Source organism: Massilia suwonensis (assembly GCF_042655665.1).
GTDB classification, from domain to species: Bacteria; Pseudomonadota; Gammaproteobacteria; order Burkholderiales; family Burkholderiaceae_D; genus Telluria; species Telluria suwonensis.
This window is the reverse complement of the sequence record NZ_JBHSMR010000008.1, coordinates 541310-559549: the sequence shown is the minus strand read 5'-3', so window position 1 is coordinate 559549 and position 18240 is coordinate 541310. Positions and strand designations below refer to the sequence as shown.

General features: G+C 64.8%; 15 protein-coding genes and 1 riboswitch. Of the genes, 5 read left to right on the top strand and 10 right to left on the bottom strand.

The genetic code is table 11. From position 1 onward, the window contains the following. Positions 1-44: 44 nt before the first annotated feature. The 6 genes from ACFPQ5_RS06055 to ACFPQ5_RS06030 all read right to left on the bottom strand — a co-directional run bounded on the left by ACFPQ5_RS06055 (position 45) and on the right by ACFPQ5_RS06030 (position 7533). The gene (locus ACFPQ5_RS06055) at positions 45-1592 is read right to left on the bottom strand and encodes a DAHL domain-containing protein (protein WP_379752370.1); all 1548 of its coding nucleotides are present in this window, start codon (positions 1590-1592) and stop codon (positions 45-47) included. 102 nt (positions 1593-1694) lie between these two features. Continuing rightward, a complete protein-coding gene (locus ACFPQ5_RS06050; protein WP_379752369.1) occupies positions 1695-2438 on the bottom strand; it encodes a CPBP family intramembrane glutamic endopeptidase in 744 nt (247 codons plus the stop codon). 74 nt (positions 2439-2512) lie between these two features. Next, positions 2513-3787 (bottom strand): multifunctional CCA addition/repair protein, encoded by a 1275-nt coding sequence (locus ACFPQ5_RS06045; protein ID WP_379752398.1) that lies wholly within the window; start codon positions 3785-3787, stop codon positions 2513-2515. A gap of 2 nt (positions 3788-3789) precedes the next feature. Beyond that, positions 3790-4509 (bottom strand): glutathione S-transferase family protein, encoded by a 720-nt coding sequence (locus tag ACFPQ5_RS06040; RefSeq protein ID WP_379752368.1) that lies wholly within the window; start codon positions 4507-4509, stop codon positions 3790-3792. Between the two features lie 24 nt (positions 4510-4533). Further along, on the bottom strand, positions 4534-5496 hold the full coding sequence (locus ACFPQ5_RS06035; RefSeq protein WP_379752367.1) for a complex I NDUFA9 subunit family protein: 963 nt from the start codon (positions 5494-5496) through the stop codon (positions 4534-4536). 24 nt (positions 5497-5520) lie between these two features. After that, complete coding sequence (locus ACFPQ5_RS06030) at positions 5521-7533, bottom strand: lytic transglycosylase domain-containing protein (protein ID WP_379752366.1); 2013 nt, start codon at positions 7531-7533, stop codon at positions 5521-5523. 215 nt (positions 7534-7748) lie between these two features. Between ACFPQ5_RS06030 and ACFPQ5_RS06025 the strand changes: the two genes are divergently transcribed. The 3 genes from ACFPQ5_RS06025 (at position 7749) to ACFPQ5_RS06015 (ending at position 12120) form a co-directional block, all read left to right on the top strand. After that, positions 7749-8327, top strand: coding sequence for a 5-formyltetrahydrofolate cyclo-ligase (locus ACFPQ5_RS06025; protein WP_379752365.1), 579 nt, complete (start codon positions 7749-7751; stop codon positions 8325-8327). A 302-nt stretch (positions 8328-8629) separates the two neighbouring features. Then, a complete protein-coding gene (locus ACFPQ5_RS06020) occupies positions 8630-10963 on the top strand; it encodes a hypothetical protein (protein ID WP_379752364.1) in 2334 nt (777 codons plus the stop codon). A gap of 62 nt (positions 10964-11025) precedes the next feature. Then, entirely contained in the window at positions 11026-12120 is a 1095-nt protein-coding gene (locus ACFPQ5_RS06015) for a hypothetical protein (RefSeq protein WP_379752363.1), read from the top strand. A gap of 50 nt (positions 12121-12170) precedes the next feature. Here ACFPQ5_RS06015 and metF read toward each other — a convergent pair whose 3' ends face one another. The 4 genes from metF to metK form a co-directional block, all read right to left on the bottom strand. Beyond that, positions 12171-12998, bottom strand: a complete 828-nt coding sequence (gene metF, locus ACFPQ5_RS06010) for a methylenetetrahydrofolate reductase [NAD(P)H] (protein WP_379752362.1) — start codon at positions 12996-12998, stop codon at positions 12171-12173. Then, a complete protein-coding gene (locus ACFPQ5_RS06005) occupies positions 12985-13338 on the bottom strand; it encodes a phage holin family protein (RefSeq protein ID WP_379752361.1) in 354 nt (117 codons plus the stop codon). The genes metF and ACFPQ5_RS06005 overlap by 14 nt, the downstream gene beginning before the upstream one ends. Positions 13339-13446: 108 nt before the next feature. Next, positions 13447-14874: an adenosylhomocysteinase gene (gene ahcY, locus ACFPQ5_RS06000; protein WP_379752360.1), complete on the bottom strand. Its 1428-nt coding sequence runs from the start codon at positions 14872-14874 to the stop codon at positions 13447-13449. Positions 14875-14902: 28 nt separating this feature from the next. After that, positions 14903-14974, bottom strand: a riboswitch (S-adenosyl-L-homocysteine riboswitch). Between the two features lie 181 nt (positions 14975-15155). Beyond that, the gene (gene metK, locus ACFPQ5_RS05995) at positions 15156-16322 is read right to left on the bottom strand and encodes a methionine adenosyltransferase (protein ID WP_136221513.1); all 1167 of its coding nucleotides are present in this window, start codon (positions 16320-16322) and stop codon (positions 15156-15158) included. A gap of 186 nt (positions 16323-16508) precedes the next feature. Between metK and ACFPQ5_RS05990 the strand changes: the two genes are divergently transcribed. Both ACFPQ5_RS05990 and ACFPQ5_RS05985 read left to right on the top strand, forming a co-directional pair. Continuing rightward, positions 16509-17360, top strand: a complete 852-nt coding sequence (locus tag ACFPQ5_RS05990; protein WP_379752359.1) for a lysophospholipid acyltransferase family protein — start codon at positions 16509-16511, stop codon at positions 17358-17360. Next, the gene (locus tag ACFPQ5_RS05985) at positions 17357-18220 is read left to right on the top strand and encodes an LpxL/LpxP family acyltransferase (RefSeq protein WP_379752358.1); all 864 of its coding nucleotides are present in this window, start codon (positions 17357-17359) and stop codon (positions 18218-18220) included. Before ACFPQ5_RS05990 ends, ACFPQ5_RS05985 begins: the two co-directional genes overlap by 4 nt. Positions 18221-18240 lie beyond the last annotated feature (20 nt).

Below are 18240 nucleotides of genomic sequence, written 5' to 3'. Positions count from 1 at the left end.
CCGCTATTCTAGCGGAATGCCGTCCATACTGCCGCGCGCGACAGTCAAAGCACGCCGGGTGTCTCGTCGACGTTCCAGTGCGCGTTCGGACTGATAATAAACGTGCCCTTACCGGCCTGCTTGGCGGCGTACATCGCCTTGTCGGCATCGGCCAGCAAGGCGGCGGCGCCCCACTCTGCCCCGGCGCGGCCGCGCGCGCTGGCGATGCCGATACTGGCGGAAATCGCGACCGGGTTGCCGTCGGCCTCATTGATCCCTTCGATCTGGTCGAGCACCAGGCGCGCCACGCGCAGCGCGCCTTCGGGCATGCCCACTCCTTCCAGCATGACCACGAATTCGTCGCCGCCCAGGCGCGCCAGGATGTCCTCGGCGCGCAGCACTTTTTGTACGCGGCGCGCGACCAGCTGCAGCACCAGGTCGCCGGTGGCATGGCCCCAGGTGTCGTTGACGGCTTTAAAACCATCGAGGTCGATGAACATGGTGACCACCACGCTGTCGCGCCGCGCCGCCCGTACCAGGGCCAGTTCCAGCAGCCGGGTCAGCTGGCCGTAGTTGATCAGGCCCGTCAGGCTGTCGTGCTGGGCCAGCCGCGCCAGTTTGGCCGACTGCTCTTCCAGCTCGGCGGTGCGCTCGGCCACGCGGTGTTCGAGGGTGTCGTTCATGGACTTCAGGCGCCGGTTGACGTCGTTGATGATGCGGTAGCTGCGGCGCAGGCGCCAGCCGGCGTAGGCCAATAAACCCAGCAGCAGGATCGAATAGGCGAACAGGAAGCCGCGGTAGCGCTGGCGCTCGAGCACCTCGGCCTGGAAGGAGCGGTCGAGTTCGCGGCCCAGGCGCGCCAGCGCTTCGCCGGTGTCGAGGGCGGCGATCTGCGTTTCCAGCTCGTTTTCGCGCGGGCGGTTAGCGAGGATGATGCGGGTATCGCGCGCCAGGGCGTCGATCTGCTCGTTCACGGCCAGCGAAAAGCGCTCCTTCTGCGCTTCGATCTGCATCAGGCTGGCTTCGATGCGATGCCCCAACGCGGGCGTGGGCACCAGGTTATAGCGCAGGGTGTCGGCCAGCAGATCGTTCAATAGCAAATCCAGGCGCACCACCAGGCGGCCCGGCGCCAGCGCGCCTTCGATGCCGCCGAGTTCCGTTTTCAGGTCGGCCAGCGCCGGCGGCAGCGACAGCAGGGCTGCGCGCAGCGGCGGGTTCAGGGTGCGAAACTGGGTCACCAGGGCGGCCTTGGTACGCAGGGCTTTTTCCAGCGCCGCATGGGCCTGGCGGGCGCTGCGTCCGCGCGTCATCGGCAGCGCCTCGCCCAGGCGCGCCGTCAATTCCTCGATTTGCGGCACCGGCGCGGCCAGCTGGGCATCGGCGACGTTGCTGCCGATGTGGGCGCGCAGCAGATTGGTGTCCCAGGCGGCGTCGAGCTGCTGCAGTTCGTGCAGGTCGAACATCACCCGGTTCTGGGTATCGACGTCCACGCCCGTGGTGCGGGTGTAGAGAAAAGCGAGCAAGGCCACCAGCACCAGGGCCGCCGATACGCCGTAGCGCAGGCGCTGGCGCGGCCCCATCGCCTCCAGGCGCCCCATCAGTACTGCAAACACCCGGTCCGTCTGTTGTGACAATCTGCTCATAATGCGACGAGCATAGCAAACCTGTCATGCATTAGGCCGCACGTGGTACGTCTTGTAACAAATCAGCACAGCTCAGGGCCATAGGCGGGCAAAAATCCAGCCGTTCATCGCGGCGTTGAAGGCGGCGTGGGCGAGGATGGCGGGAAGGATCGACTCGCCGCGCCGGCGCAGCCAGGCGAACAGCAGGGACAATGCGAACATCTGCGCCACCCACAGGGCGCCCGACAGCGGCAGCACCTGCAAGCCGGCGCTCGTCACCAGGATGCCGTGGTGGCACAGGTGCACCAGCGCGAACAGGCTCGCCTCCATCAAGGTCGCGCGCCGGGCACCGCAGCGGTCCTCGAGCACCTTCTGCAGGAGGCCGCGATAGAAAATCTCTTCGCCGATCGGGCTGAACAGGCAGGCGGCGATCGTGAACGTGAGGTGCAGGCGCAAGAGGCTCCAGCCGGCGGTGGGCTGCAATTGATAGTTGCGGGCGACGCTGACGAAGGGGTGCTCGGCGCTGGCGCCGAAGAAGGCGGCCCCGAACAGGTAGCAGAAGGTGGCGGCGAGCGCGCCCAGCACCAGGCCCAGTGCGGCCCAGCGCCAGTTGCGCGGACGCTGCAGGCCGATCTGGCGCCGCCCCGTGCGGCTGAGCACCAGCCAGGGCAAGGCGGCCATGGCGATGCAGAGGACCGCCATCAACGCGCGCCAGCTGGCCGGGCCGAACATCGCGGCGGCGCGGCCGGCCGACGAGGCCAGCACGAAGACGAGCGTCAGGCCGGCGATGCCGAAGGGAAGCGCGTGCCAGAAGGGCTTGACGTCGATTCGCTGCATGGCCGGTCCTGTCGAGTTGAAAACCCGACTATAGGAGCGTACCCTGGCGCCGTCCAGTCATGGCGCATAGGGCGTCAACCAGGACCGGGTTCGCCCGCCAGATAAGGCCGTCCGCCCTCGGCGCTGCCGATCCACTGCGCCACCGCCGTCACGCGCGCGCGGTGGATCGCTTCGGGGATGCGCTCCTTGTTCTCGCCGCAGCCCGCCGCCACTTCGCCGGCATTCACGGCGCGCGCGGCAGCGAGCGCGCCGGACAGGTAGGGACGCTGCGGATAGGGACGCGTACGCAGCGGGTGCCGGGCGTCGCCGCGGCCGCGCGCGTCGCACTCGGATGCCAGCAGCATGTCGATGAAACGCTCGGGCTTGCGGAAAGCGTCGCAGCGCTCGAACAGGGTGACGATCGTATTCGCGCGCAGCTCAAAGGCGCGCGCGACGTTGCCGTGCTCACGGGCCGTCATCAATGCCAGGTCGCGGCAATCGTTCGGCACCTTTAGACGCTTGCACAGGGCGGTGATGAGTTTGGTGCCCATGCCTTCGTGGCCGTGGTGGGCCGGCCATTTGTCGGCCGGGGTGACGCCCTTGCCGAGATCGTGCATGAGGGCGGCGAAGCGCACCGCCAGAGTATGATCCTGCTCGGCGGCGTAATCGATCACCAGCATCATGTGGACACCGGTGTCCACTTCCGGATGGTGCAGCGGCGGCTGCGGCACGCCCCACAAGGCGTCGAGTTCGGGCATGATGCGCGCCAGCGCGCCGCAGTCGCGCAGCACCTCGAACATGCGCGAGGGCGTGTTTTCCATCAGGCCGCGCGCGACTTCCTGCCACACGCGCTCGGCCACGAGAGCATCGACCTCGCCCTCCTCCACCATTTTTTTCATCAGGGTGAGCGTCTCGTCGGCCACCCGGAATTCCGGGAAGCGCGCCGCGAAGCGGGCCAGGCGCAGGATGCGCACCGGGTCTTCCGCGAAGGCGTCAGACACGTGCCGGAAGATGCGCGCGTCCAGGTCGCGCCGGCCGCCGTAGGGATCGACGATCGTGCCGTCCTCGGCGCGCGCCATGGCGTTGATGGTCAGATCGCGTCGTATCAGATCGTCTTCCAGCGTGACGTCGGGGGCAGTATGAAAAACGAAGCCGTGGTAGCCGGGCGCGGTCTTGCGTTCGGTGCGGGCCAGCGCGTATTCCTCCTGCGTCCGCGGATGCAGGAACACGGGGAAATCCTTGCCGACCGGACGAAAGCCCGCCGCCAGCATCTCGTCCGGGGTGGCGCCGACGACGACGTGGTCGTGGTCCTGCACGGGCAGGCCGAGCAGTTCGTCGCGCACGGCGCCGCCGACGACATAGATGTGCATCGTCATGCGCGCGGCAGGTCGGCGTCGTGCAGCGGGGTCGGGTCGGTTTCCTGCATCGCTTCGTTCACCCAGCGCGCCACGGCGGGATGGGCAAGCATGCGGTCGCAATAGGCCTGCAGGGCCGGCGCCAGTGCCACGCCATAGGTACGGAAACGCATCACGACCGGCGCATAAAAGGCGTCGGCAAGCGAAAATTCGCCGAACAGGAAGCCGCGGTGACCGAAGCGCGCCAGGCAATCCTCCCAGATCTCGCAGATGCGGCCGATGTCGGCCTGGGCGTCCGGCGTGCGCCCGCGTCCCGGCAACTTGGCCTGGATGTTCATCGACATGTCGTTGCGCAGGGCGGCAAAGCCGGAGTGCATCTCGCACACGATGGAACGCGCCATGGCGCGCGCGGCCACGTCCTGCGGCCACAAGTGCTTGTCGGGGAACTGCTCGGCCAGGTATTCGCAGATGGCGAGGCTGTCCCAGATCGTCATTTCGCCGGCCAGCAGCACGGGCACGCGGCCGGCGTGCGAGTAGGAGGCGATCTTCGCGGCGGTGTCGGGCTGGTCGAGCAGCAGGCGCACTTCGGTGAACGGAATGTTGAATGCGACCGCTGCCACCCAGGGCCGCATCGACCAGGACGAAATGTTCTTGTTGCCGATGACCAGCGTCAGGCCGGGCTTGCGTGCATTGTCGAGCGTATTCGAGAGAGTCGGGTCGAGTTCCGTGGTCTGCATGGCGTTCCTGGTGAAAGAAGCTGGTTAGCGTCCGGCGCGGGTGCGCAGGCGGTCGAGCGGTTCGTTCGGCGCCAGGTAGTGCGGCGCGACCGCTTCGAGCGGGGTGAGCTTGATTCCGAGCGCGGCCGCTGTCAAGTCCCCGACGGCCGGATCGAGCACGTTGTCGACGCTCATCGAGTCGAGGTTGTCGCGCGTGAGCAGGGGTTCGCCGGGCAGCAGCTCGAACAGGCGCGCCTGCAGCCGCGCCAGGGACAAGGGCAATTCGACGATCGGCCGCTCGCATCCGGCATAGCGTCCCGCCAGGCGCACCAGCTCGGCCAGCGTATACATGTTCGGCCCGCCCAGCTGGTAGACGTGGTGCGACGCGTGCGCATCGCCCAGCGCATGCAGGTAGGCGGTGGCGACGTCGCCCACGTACACGGGTTGGAAAGCGGCCGAGGCGCAGGCCAGCGGCACGACGGGAAAGCGGCGCTGGAGTTTGGCGAACAGGGTCAGCAAATGGTCGCCGGGACCGAACACGACCGAGGGCCGGAAGATGGTCGCCGCCACCTCCGGACGGCTGCGCGCGGCCAATTCTCCGTCAGCCTTCGAGCGGCTGTACATCGAGGGTCCGTTCACGTTCGCGCCGAGCGCGCTCATGTGCAGGTAGCGCGGCACCTTGTTGACCGCGCAGGCTTCGACGATGCGGCGCGGCAGGTCGACGTGGGCGCGCCGCAGTTGCGGCCCGTAGGGGTGGGCCCGGCTGGCGTGCAGGATGCCGACCAGGTTGATGGCGGCCGTGCGCCCTTCCAGCAGGCGGCGCAGGGTGGCGTCGTCGTGGATGTCCGCTTCGACGACGTCCACCCCGGGCAAGGTGGTCAAATGACGCGCGCGCTCGAAGTGGCGCGTGGGCACCAGCGCCGGGATGCTTTCCTGGGCCAGCAGCGCAAGCAGATGACTGCCGATGAAGCCGGAACCGCCAAATACCACCACATTCGGGTCGCGCATGGGGTCCTCGTCAAAGGTTAATCGCTACGGCAATCCGGCTCCGCCGGTGCGCGGCGTAATGGTGCCGAGGCGCGCCTTGAGTGACTGCGGGCGCTTCTCGAACAGGGCCGCGTAGTTGGTAGCGTTCGACATCACATTGCGTACATAGGTTCGGGTCTCGGAGAACGGAATCGTCTCGACGAACACCGCCCCTTCCATCGGCGCTTCCAGCAGGCCGCGCCAGGTGCGCGAGCGGGCCGGGCCGGCGTTGTAGGCGGCAGTGGCCAGCACCTGCGAGCCGCCATTGTTTTCGAGCACCATGTTCATGTAGTTGGCGCCCAGCGTGATGTTGGTGCGCACGTCGGACAGCATGCTGTGCACGAAGTCGGTCAGCCCGATCTTCGCCGCCACCCATTTGCCGGTGGCCGGCATCACCTGCATCAGGCCGGAGGCGCCGACGCCGGAACGGGCTTCGCTGACGAAGCGCGATTCCTGGCGGATCAAACCATACACCCAGGCGCTGTCGAGCGACAGGTTCTTCGCCGTCGGCTGCAGGATGTCGTTGTGCGGCGCCGGGAAGCGCTGATTGAAGTCGAGTTCGGTACGAGTACGCAGCGAGGTTTCGACCATGCGATCCAATAAATCGTTGCGCCGCGCGTACTCGGCGGCAGCGAGCAACTGGCGCTCGCTCATCGCACGCGTCGCCCAGTTCCATTCGCGGTTGCCCTCGGGACGCAGGCGCAGTTCGTAGAATTTCAGGGCCTGGCGCACGGCCGGCAGCTGGGCCACCTGGTTCACCTCCAGCGGCGTCACCGGCGCCGCGCTCGGCGGCGTCGACACCAGTTCGCCCAGCTCTTCGAGCGCGAGCTGGCCATAGAAATTGTTCGGGGTCGCAATGCGGCGGTACAGGGCTTCGGCATCCTCGCGCCGGCCCTGCTGCGCATACGCACGGCCGAGCCAGTAGACCCAGCCCGACTCGTCGCGCAGCGGAGAAGGCATGGCGTCGATGGTGGCGGCCACCTGCTTCCAGTCGCCGCGGCGCAGCGCGATGCGGGCTTTCCATTCGCGCTGGAAATTGGTCAGCGGCGCACCCTCGGCGCGGCGCCAGTAGTCATAGGCTTCCGGCGCCAGCACGATCGAGGCGGCCAGCGCCACGTTGGCCCAGCCGATTTCCCGTTCCTCGCTACTCAGTTTGCTGCTGTTTTTATCCAGGGCGACGGTCGCCAGTTTCAGGCTCGTACGTGCCATGCGGCCCAGCGCGACCAGGTAGATTTCGCGCTCGGCGCGGGTGGTGCCGATGCCGCGCGCCATGGCGACCGCAGGCACGTCGACCGCCTGGGCCGCGCGCGTGTCGGATGCGCCCAGCAGCAGGGCGATGCGGCGCGAGGGACCGGTGGCACCCATCTCGCCCGCCAGGCGCAATTGCGCCAGCAACTCGTCCTGGCTCAGCTGGCCGGTCTGCGCCAGTTGCGCCATCAGCGCAGCGCAGGCTTCGCCGTAAGCCGGCGGATTGACCAGCAAGCCGCGCGCTTCGTGCACGATGCGTTCGCCATGCGCGGCGCGCGCCAGCAGCGCGTAGCAGCGCACCTGCAGGTCGTCGCTGCGGGCGGCTTGCACCAGTTCCTGGTCAAAATTATTCCAGTCGCGCGCCCGGCCCAGCTCGAGCAGCCAGTCGGTGCGCAGGCGCTCGGCCACGGCCGTACCCTGGTGGCGCTGCAGGACGGCGCGGATTTCGTCCGCGCTCGCCTCGCGCAGGCGCGGTTTCAGACGATAATAGTCGACATACGAGGCCAGCACGTAGTTCGGCAGGCGCGAGGCCAGCGCGTTGGCGCGGGCGCTGTCGTTCTGGCGCGCCGCTTCGCGCAGCAGCAGGAAAGTATCGTCCTCGGCACGCGAGGCCTCGGTAGCAGGAGCGGCTCCCGGAGCGGCGGGAACGGTGGCGGCGCCCGGCACCGGCGGCACCGGCGGCGGATTCGCCCCGGGTGCCTCGGCCAGCACGGCGCTACTGGCAAGGGCCAGGACAGCGCCGGCTAAGAAATTCTTCGGAAGCAAAAACACGAATGTAAACCCTTCATCGAACCATGACCGGCAAATCAAGAATACCATGCGCATCCATGGCGCGACCAGAACCGGAGCCTGGCGTGCCGGGGCTGGACGGGGGCCATCGTTCCCCTGCAGTGCCTCCCGCCGCGAGTGAAAAAACCGACGTGGCAAGGGTCCATGCGGCCACTTCATCGCCTGTTCAAAAAGATGCGCCAAAACAACAAACGACGATGAACGTGCCGCTGTCCGGCGACGCGGCCGAGGAAGCGAAAGCGGCCAAGATGGCCTTGCGCCGGCATTTGAAAGCTACACGCGCCGGCCTCGACGACGCAGGAAAACGCGCGCGCGACCGCAGTATCGGAGAACAGGTCCTGGCCTGGTGGAGACGGACCCGCCCGCCCCTGCTGGCGGTCTACTGGCCATTGAGCGGCGAGCCGGATTTGTCGGACACCTACGCCCAGCTGGCACGCGAAGGCGCGGCCCTGGCCCTGCCGGTTGTCGTACAGCGTCATGCGGCGCTTGCCTTCGCGGCCTGGACCCCGGGCGAGGCGATGAGCGTCGATCCGATGGGCATTGCGGTCCCAGCCGCACTGCGCACCGTCGAGCGCCCGCCGGCCCTGCTGGTGCCCTGCCTCGGCTTTAACGAACACGGCTACCGGCTCGGCTATGGGGGCGGTTTTTATGACCGCACATTGGCGGCGCCACCGCGTCCTCTCACTGTGGGCATTGCCTATCTGTGCCAACAGGTGGAATTCAGCGTCGACAGCCACGACGTTCCGCTCGATCAGGTCATCACCGAACGTGGCTGAGCTATCAAATTTTACTTTTAGATATCTTAGTCACACATTCTCACGCCTGTTGGCGCATCTCCTATGATGCCTTTGAATTAAAGGATTTTTAACAAATTCACACATCGTCACACCTGTCGTTTTTCCACCATACCCAAGCATAAGTCATTGATTTTCCTCATTGCAGTATTTCAAATCAGCCGCTTAAAATTGCCTCAGCGCAATAAAGTGCTTGATCAACGAGGGCGTGCTGTCACACGCGCCTCCCCTAATACTGAGTGGAAAAATAATGCAAAGAATGAATGGAACGGTAATCAAGACGGGTGCTGTCGCATTGGCGCTGGCATTGGCCGGATGGCGGCGGTGGCGGTGGCACTAGCGCACCCGCAGCAGGCGAACCAGTAACCGGCACGCCGGGCACGCCAGTTGCGCAACGTACGGTCCAAGGCACTGCGGCCAAGGGACTGATCAAGGGCGCCAAGGTCAGCCTGTATGCGATCGACGCCCAGGGCGTGCGTGCCGCTACGGCACTGGCGACCGCCGTCACCGGCGCCGATGGCACCTATAAATTGCAGATCGATGCGTCGGTCAAGAATTTCGTGATCGAAGTGAGCGCGGCGCCGGGCGCCACGATGGCCGACGAAGCGACCGGCACCGACCTCCCGCTGCCCGCCGACATGAAGCTGCGCAGCGTCGTCACGCTGGCCGACAATGCCACCGGCACCTACGAAGGTACGGTGTCGCCGCTGACCGAAATGGTTGCCCGTACGGCCGAGAGCGCCGATGGCAAACTGGCGCAGCAGGCGGTTGCCCAGGCCAAGGCCAACGTGCGTACCCTGCTCGGTTTCGACCCCGAGACCGTCAAGCCGATCAACTCGAACAGCGCCGCGGTCGCTACCGCCAGCGAGGACGAGAAGAACCAGAGTCTGGCCCTGGCCGCGATTTCGAAGATGGCCAGCACGGCCTCTGCCGACTGCGGACAAAGCACGCCGGGCGAGCGCATTTCCTGCGTCGTCACCAAGCTGGCGGGGTCGGTCACGGTCAAGGACGGCCAGCCCTCGCTCGAGCAGAATCGCCTGGCGCAATTCCGCGACGCGCTGCAAGCCGTCGCCGAAGACAAGAGGATCAACCAGACCGGCAAGGACAAGGTTGTCGGTATCCCGGTCCTGAATCCGGCCCCGACCACGCCGACTACGCCGACTACGCCAACGACGCCGACGACGCCGACCAATCCGGCGCCGGCCACCGCGACCGAAGCCCAGCTGCAAGCCGCCAAGGCCCTCTTCGGCAGCCTGCGCACCAACCTGCGCGCCCTGGACGAAGGCGACGCTTTCCGCTCGACCGTGAATGCAGTCAAAGCCGACCTGAACGACACGGTCGCCCCGCTGGGCAGCGACGTCGGCGGCATGGCCACGTTTGTGTCGACCGCTGTCGATCATCTCAACACCATTCGCGCAAGCAGCAGCTGGTACCGCACCTACGCCCGTGTGCTCGACAACGTCGTGTCCAATTCGCCGGTGCCCTATAGCATTGTAAATGGCGAAGGCGGCTGCGATATCGTCCTCAGCCCGCTCAGCATGACCTGCTCCGTCGTCCAGAACAGCTACCTGCCGGGCTCGTTCAATACCAGCTTCATGGACGGTACGCGGGTGTACGCGACGCGCGTATTCAAGCTCGTGCCGAAACCAGGCAGCACGACCGAGTACAGCTACACGGCCTACCTCGAGAAAAACACGGTCAACTTCAAGACCCTCACGGTCGTGGGCGATACCGTGAAGGAGCCGATCGGCAGTGTCGTCAGCGGCGACATCGCATTCGCGCGCAACGGTACAACCCTGACCCAGCTTGCCGTCAAGGGCCGCATGACCGGCCGCCTCAACGCTGGCGGCACGCTCGACAGCGACTATGAAGACTGGGCGCTCGACGTGACCCGCACGGACGAGGCCAACGGCCTGGCCCTGTACAAGGTCGGCGGCCAGTTCGGCGCCGTCAAGGCCGGTCAACCGGCCGGCAAAATCGAGGTCGACAGCAGCTCGTTCCTGCGCGTGGCAATGCCAGGCAGCGACGGCAAGGTGGCAGTCAACAGCGCCAACGAACTGCAGCTCACGCTGCGCGGCACCATGGGCAACACCACTGTCAACGGCACCCTGAGTGCCTCTGCAGCCAAGCAGGACAAGAGCAAGACGACCTACGTGCCGACCAAGGTCTCGTTTGCGGGCAGCCTGAAGCACCTGGACGCGACCGTGTTCAGCGGTAATGTCGCCATCGCCCGCAACGGCTACGAGAACTACGACGCCAGTGCGGCCGAGTCGGCAACGAACTTTATCGCGGACACCGTGGAAATCGCCGGCACGCTGGCAGTACCGAACCGTCCGGCACTGACCCTGAGCGTCGGCGCTACCCGCACCGGACCAGCGACGACCGACGTCAGCGCCCAGTACCGCGACGGCACTTCGGTGATCAATGCCAGCGTGACTGCCAAGTCCGGCGAGCGTCATCCGCTGGTCAAGGTGTCGAGCGCAGAAGGCGTGGCGTTCTCGTTCACCAGCACCTCGGGTGTGGTCAAGGTGACCAAGGACGGCGCGGTTGTTGCCGAGCTGAACCTGCAAACTGGCATCATCAGCTACATCGATGGCAGCACCGAATCGCTGAAGTAATCCCGGCGAAACGATGTACCCAGGCCTGGCGCAGCGCGCCAGGCTTTTTTTATCACACGACTATGCGATCAATTTTGTTAAGTGGCGCGCTGGCCTGCAGTACCGTCTGCGCACAAACGACGGCCAGCCCTGCCGACGGCTGGACCGTGTATTCCGACCTCTCCGCCTGGCAAGCCAGCGACGCGGTGCCGGTCAGCCAGCTCGATGGCCAGTGGAACACGTACTCGCCGCGCGCCGGCCGCAATATTTTCCTGATGCGCAGCCGCATCGCCGCCGGCGCCGAAAAAAGCGGCTTGCGCCTCGGGCTGGAGTTGCGCCAGGATGCCTGGCTCAGTACCGACCGCGACAGTCTCGACGCGTTCTACCTGTACCAGCAAAAGGGCAAGCCGGCGCCACCGGCGCGCTTCGCGCTGCACGGCCAGTATTTTTCCTGGAAAGCATCGGGCCTGAGGCTTGGCTACACCTTCGATGGGCCACGCATCGGCGCGCGCTCCGCTACGATCGAGATCAGCGGCGCAGTGTACGGCAAGCAACGGCTGCGCGAACGCAGCGTTGACGGCGTGCTGAGCTATCCGCAAGCCGGGACCTATGGTTTCGACGTCAAGCACATCGACGCCGACAGCCGCATGACCTACCCGTTTATGGGAGACGCGCCGAGCGCCTCGGGCGGCGGCCTGTCGCTGGCGGCCACGCTGCCGCTGCTCGATGCCTGGACGCTACGCTTGCAGGCCGACGATATCGCCAGCCGCCTGCGCTGGAAAAAACTGCCGATCAATACCGAGACGCTCAGCTCCAAGGTCACGTCCTATGACGAGAATGGCTACGTCAACTTTGCGCCCATGCTAAGCGGCCGCAAGCGTCAGGTGGACCAACACTTCAGGATTCCGCGCTACACGGCAGCCACGCTCGACTACCGGAATGGGGATTGGGGTGCGGGCGTGCAGCTTGCACGCTACGCAGGTGAAACGATTCCGACTTTCTCGCTGTCGCGCCGGGTCGGTCCGCTGACGCTGCGTGCCAATGTCGAGACGCGTTTCGACAGCGCCGGCCTTGGCGTGGAAGCGGGGAATTTCCGGTTGATGCTGCAATCCGACGCGATCAAGCTGAACGAGGCGAAAACCCGTTCGCTGCAACTGCATTACCACGTGGATTTTTAAGGAAGAAACCGGCTCCTTCGCCTTGCGGCAAGGGAGCCGGCTTGCCGGCATTACACCAGGCGCTGCCAGATGGCCGTCGTGGCGACCGCCTGGTTCATGCTGTAGAAGTGCAAGCCCGGCGCGCCGCCCGCCAGCAGGCGTTCGCACAGGTTCGTGACCACGTCGAGCCCAAAGGCCTTAATCGAGGCGCTGTCGTCGCCGAAGCTGGCCAGTTTCAGACGTACCCAGCGCGGGATCTCGGCGCCGCACATTTCCGAAAAACGCATCAGCTGCGTGTAGTTCGTGATCGGCATGATGCCGGCCACGATCGGCACCTCGATGCCCAGCTTGTTTGCATTGTCGACGAACTGGAAATAGGCGTCGGCATTGTAGAAATACTGGGTGATCGCGGCGTTCGCGCCGGCCTTGATCTTGCGCTCGAAGTTGAGCAGGTCGTCCTGCGGCGAACGGGCTTGCGGATGCACTTCCGGATAGGCGGCCACTTCAATATGAAACCAGTCGCCCGTCTCGGCGCGGATGAACTCGACGAGTTCGTTCGCGTAGCGCAGCTCGCCCGCGCCGCCGTAACCGCTCGGCAAATCGCCGCGCAGGGCCACCAGGCGGCGGATGCCCTTTTCCTGGAACTGCTTGAGGATGGCGCGGATCGATTCGCGGGTAGCGCCGATGCAGGACAGGTGGGGCGCGGCCAGGTGGCCGTCCGCCATGATGTCGAGCACGGTGTCGAGGGTGCCCTGCTGGGTGGAGCCGCCGGCGCCGAAGGTGACCGAAAAATACTTCGGATTCAGTTCGGCGAGTTTACGGCGGGTGACGCGCAGTTTGTCCGCACCCTCGGGCGTCTTGGGCGGGAAAAACTCGATGCTGAAATTATGGGTTTCCATCTTTATTCAGGAGCAAGGAAGAAAGCGCCCACGAAATCACGCTGTACAGGATTGCTGCCAGGAAGGCCGACCAGAATCCCGCCACCTCGAAACCCTCGACCCATTGCGACACCAGCCAGAACAGTACCGCATTGATGACGAGGATAAACAGCCCCATCGACAGCAGCGTGACAGGCAAGGTCAACAATACCAGCACGGGCCGGATCAGCGTATTGACCAGGCCCAGCACGAGGGCGGCGATCAGGGCGGTGCCGACATTGCTGACGGACACGGAATGCATGAGGTAAGGCAGGGCCATCAAGGCGGCAGCATTGATCAGCCAGGTCAGGAGCAGGCGCATGTTCAGCTTTCGTGGGGCGTTTTCTTGTTATGGGACCTGTGGACGCGCCGCGTCCACAGGTTGCCTCGGCCGCTTATGTCACGGCCTCGTCATGCCGACGAACGTCGATCAGTAACGGTAGTGGTCCGGCTTGTACGGACCTTCCTTCTTGACCGAGATGTAGGCGGCTTGCTCGTCGGTCAGTTCGGTCAGCTGGGCATTGAGCTTTTTGAGCTGCAGGCGCGCGACCTTTTCGTCCAGGTGCTTCGGCAGGGTGTAGACGCCGACCGGGTACTTGTCGGTGTTGGCGAACAGTTCGATCTGGGCGATAGTCTGGTTCGCGAACGAGGAGCTCATCACGTACGACGGGTGACCGGTGCCGCAGCCCAGGTTCACCAGGCGGCCTTCGGCCAGCAAGATGATGCGCTTGCCGTCCGGGAAGATCACGTGGTCGACTTGCGGCTTGATATTTTCCCACTGATATTTCTTCAGCGAGGCAACATCGATCTCGTTGTCGAAGTGACCGATATTGCAGACGATCGCCTGGTCCTTCATGGCCAGCATGTGCTGTTCGGTCAGGATGTGGTAGTTGCCGGTGCAGGTAACAAAGATGTCGCCGTGTTCGGCGGCGTAATCCATGGTCACGACACGGTAGCCTTCCATTGCCGCCTGCAGGGCGCAGATCGGATCGATCTCGGTGACCCACACTTGCGCCGACAGGGCGCGCATGGCCTGGGCCGAACCTTTACCGACGTCACCGTAACCGGCGATGACAGCGATCTTGCCAGCGATCATGACGTCGGTCGCGCGCTTGATGCCGTCGACCAGCGACTCGCGGCAGCCATACAGGTTGTCGAACTTCGATTTGGTGACGGAGTCGTTGACGTTGATGGCCGGGAAAGCCAGCTTGCCTTCCTGGTGCATCTGGTACAGGCGGTGCACGCCGGTGGTGGTCTCTTCGGTCACGCCCAGGATTTCCGGCAGGCGCTTGGAGTACCAGTGCGGATCGCGTGCCAGGCGGCCCTTGATCGAATTGAACAGGCAGATTTCTTCTTCCGAACCCGGCTTGTCGAGCACCGAGATATCGGTCTCGGCGCGCGCGCCCAGGTGCAGCAGCAGGGTCGCGTCGCCGCCGTCGTCGAGGATCATGTTCGAGTACACGGCGTTGCCGGCGGCATCGTTCGGCCACTCGAAGATGCGGTGGGTGTATTCCCAGTACTCGTCCAGGGTTTCGCCCTTGACGGCGAACACCGGCGTGCCGACCGAAGCGATGGCGGCGGCGGCGTGGTCCTGGGTCGAATAGATGTTGCACGAGGCCCAGCGCACTTGCGCGCCGAGGGCTTCCAGCGTGCGGATCAGCACGGCGGTCTGGATGGTCATGTGCAGGGAACCGGTGATGCGCGCGCCCTTCAATGGTTGCGCTGCGGCGTATTCCTCGCGGATCGCCATCAGGCCCGGCATTTCGGTTTCGGCGATGCGGATTTCCTTCTCGCCCCAGGCAGCCAGGGAGATGTCGGCGATGTGGAAGTCTTGGGTAGGTTTCAGTACGGCGCTCATCACGCCCTCCTTTCAAGTTAAGAAAAAAGTAACGTGAGCGCAGTGTTGATATCCGAGCCTGGCAAAAGAGAATTCTTTCGTCGCAACGCTCCTCGGAACGAAGGAGTGTAGCACGTCTGCGATGGTGCCGTCTCGGACGCAGGTCATGCTAAGGGGGATTTGTGCGGTTGCAACAACTCGGCGTTGATAAAGAAAAAGGCATTCCGATGGAATGCCTTCTTTGACTAACGCGGATGGGCACGCGTGCCAAACCGCGTGGGCGGAGCCCACCCTACATTACATTACGACAGGCCGGCTTCCGCGCGCAGCAGCGCCGCCTTGTCGGTGCGCTCCCACGTAAATTCCGGCTCTTCGCGGCCGAAGTGGCCGTAGGCGGCCGACTTGGCGTAGATCGGACGCAGCAGGTCGAGCATCTGCACGATGCCTTTCGGGCGCAGATCGAAGTGTTCCATCACCAGCTTGGCGATTTTCTCGTCGGAGATGACGCCGGTGCCTTCGGTGTAGACCGTGATGTTGATCGGACGGGCGACGCCGATGGCGTAGCTGACCTGCACCTGGCACTGGCGCGCGAGACCGGCGGCGACGATGTTCTTCGCCACGTAGCGCGCGGCGTAGGCGGCCGAGCGGTCGACTTTCGACGGGTCCTTGCCCGAGAACGCGCCGCCGCCGTGCGGGGCTGCGCCGCCGTAGGTGTCGACGATGATCTTGCGGCCGGTCAGGCCGCAGTCGCCCTGCGGACCGCCGATGACGAAGCGGCCGGTCGGGTTGACCAGGTACTTGGTGTCCTGCAGCCATTCGCGCGGCAGGATCGGCTTGATGATCTCTTCGATCACCGCTTCTTCGATCTGCGAGTGCGACACGTCCGGGTGGTGCTGGGTCGAGAGCACGACGGTATCGACCGATACCGGGCGGCCGTCGACGTAGCGCAGCGTGACCTGGCTCTTCGCATCCGGACGCAGCCATGGCAGGCGGCCGTCCTTGCGCAGCTGCGACTGGCGCTCAACCAGGCGGTGCGCGTAGTGGATCGCGGCCGGCATCAGTTCCGCGGTCTCGTCGCAGGCATAGCCGAACATCAGGCCCTGGTCGCCCGCGCCCTGGTCGAGGTCGAGGCCGGCGCCTTCATCGACGCCTTGCGCGATGTCCGGCGACTGCTTGTCGTAGCAGACCATGACGGCGCAGCCTTTGTAGTCGATGCCGAAATCGGTGTTGTCGTAGCCGATGCGCTTGATGGTGTTACGCGCAACGCCGATATAATCCACGTTGGCGTGGGTCGTGATCTCGCCGGCGAGCACCACGAGACCCGTGTTGCACAGCGTTTCGGCAGCGACGCGCGCGCGCGGATCCTGCTCGAGGATGGCGTCGAGAATCGCATCCGAGATCTGGTCGGCGACTTTGTCGGGGTGGCCTTCCGAGACGGATTCGGAAGTAAAGAGATAATCGTTGGACATGAAGGCTCCAGTTACTGTTCAAAAACTGCCGCAGCAACCCGTGCCTGCGACGCTTTAGCGACATTTATATTCCGCTTCGCAAGTTGTCTATTAACTCGGCGGATCCTGCGTAAAGTGGTATTTTACGCTCCTTTAAGAAATTTTTGGCGGAGGGGCCCGCTTTGTCCCTCGACGCCGATCAATCGCATGCTAGTTATTTTATTCAGAGTCTTGTCCGTCTTTCCACTTCGCATGCTCCACGCTTTGGGCGCGGCGCTGGGGTGGCTGGTGTACCTGTTATCCCCCTCGTATCGGCGCCGTCTCGACGCCAATCTGGCCCAGGCCGGCTATAGCGCCCAGCGTCGTGCCGCCGTCGCCGAGGCCGGCAAGGCCATCGTCGAACTCGCATTCGTGTGGTGCGGCAAGCCGGAGCGCGTTAATCGTTATGCCACGGTCGAGAATTGGGACATGGTGCAGCGCGTGCTCGACGCCGGCCGCGGGATTGTGTTCCTGACGCCACACTTGGGTTGCTTCGAAATGACGGCGCAGCAAATTGCGCTGCATACGGCGCTCACGGTCATGTACCGGCCGCCACGCAAGAGTGCCCTGAAACCGCTGGTCGAAGGGGCTCGTGCGCGCCACAACCTGCACCTGGCGCCGGCCAATCTGTCCGGCGTGCGCATCCTCGCCAAAACGCTAAAAGGCGGCCAGCCAATCGGCTTGCTGCCGGACCAGGTACCGCAGGAAGGCGAAGGCGTCTGGGCGCCCTTCTTCGGACGCAACGCCTATACGATGACGCTGCCTGCGAAACTGGCGCAACTGGGCAAGGCCGACATCCTGCTGGTCTACGCCGAACGCCTGCCGAAAGGCCGTGGCTACGTCGTGCGCTTCGTCCCCTTCGAGGGCGACCTGTCGGGCACGCCGGCCGAGCAGGCCGCCAGCATCAACCGCGCGATGGAAGCCTTGATTGCACGTTGCCCGGCCCAGTATTTCTGGAGCTATAACCGCTATAAACAACCTGAAGGAGTGGCCGCGCCACAGGCCGAGGCCGTGGCATGAGGGTGCTCATCGGATTCCTGTGGCTGCTGCACTGGCTGCCACTGCCCGTGCTCGGGCGTTTCGGCGAAGCGGTGGGCAGCCTGCTGTTCCTGGTGCTCGGTAAACGCCGTCACATCACTCTGACCAATCTGCGCCTGTGCATGCCGGAACTGTCGGAAGCGCAGCGCCGCGCCCTCGCGCGCCAGCATTTCAAGGCTTATTCGCGCAGCATCTTCGAACGCTCGATCCTGTGGTGGGCGCCCGAAGCGCGGGTGCGCAGCCTGATCCACGTCGACGGCGCGGTGCCGCAGGCGGCCATGGAAGCGGGCCCGACCATCCTGCTGTGCCCCCATTTCGTCTGCCTCGACGTGGCCGGGGTCGCCTCGCGCGTGATCCCCGTGTGCAGCATGTACGTGCCGCAAAAGAATGCCGCCTTCGACAAGCTGCTGCGCCATGGGCGCGAACGCTACGGCCCCGTGCGCCTGGTGACCCGCAAAGAGGGCATCAAGCCGATCCTGCGCGCGCTGCGCGACGGCCTGCCCTACTTCATGTTGCCCGACATGGATTTCGGCGAGAAGGATGCCGAGTTCGTTCCCTTCTTCGGCGTGCCGGCGGCGACGCTGACGGCGCTGGGCCGGATCGCCGGCACCACGGGCGCAAAGGTGATCCCGGTAGTGGCCACTTACTTACCGAATTACCAGGGTTGGCGCGTGCGCTTCTACCCTGCCTGGGAAAATTACCCGGGCGACGACATGATTGCCGCGACGCGGCGGATGAACGCTTTTATTGAAGAGCGGGTGCGCGAAACGCCGGCTGAATACTTCTGGACCCATAAACGTTTTAAAACCCGCCCTGCGGGCGAGCCTTCGCTCTACGATTGACGCTTTATAGCTGCTTTAAA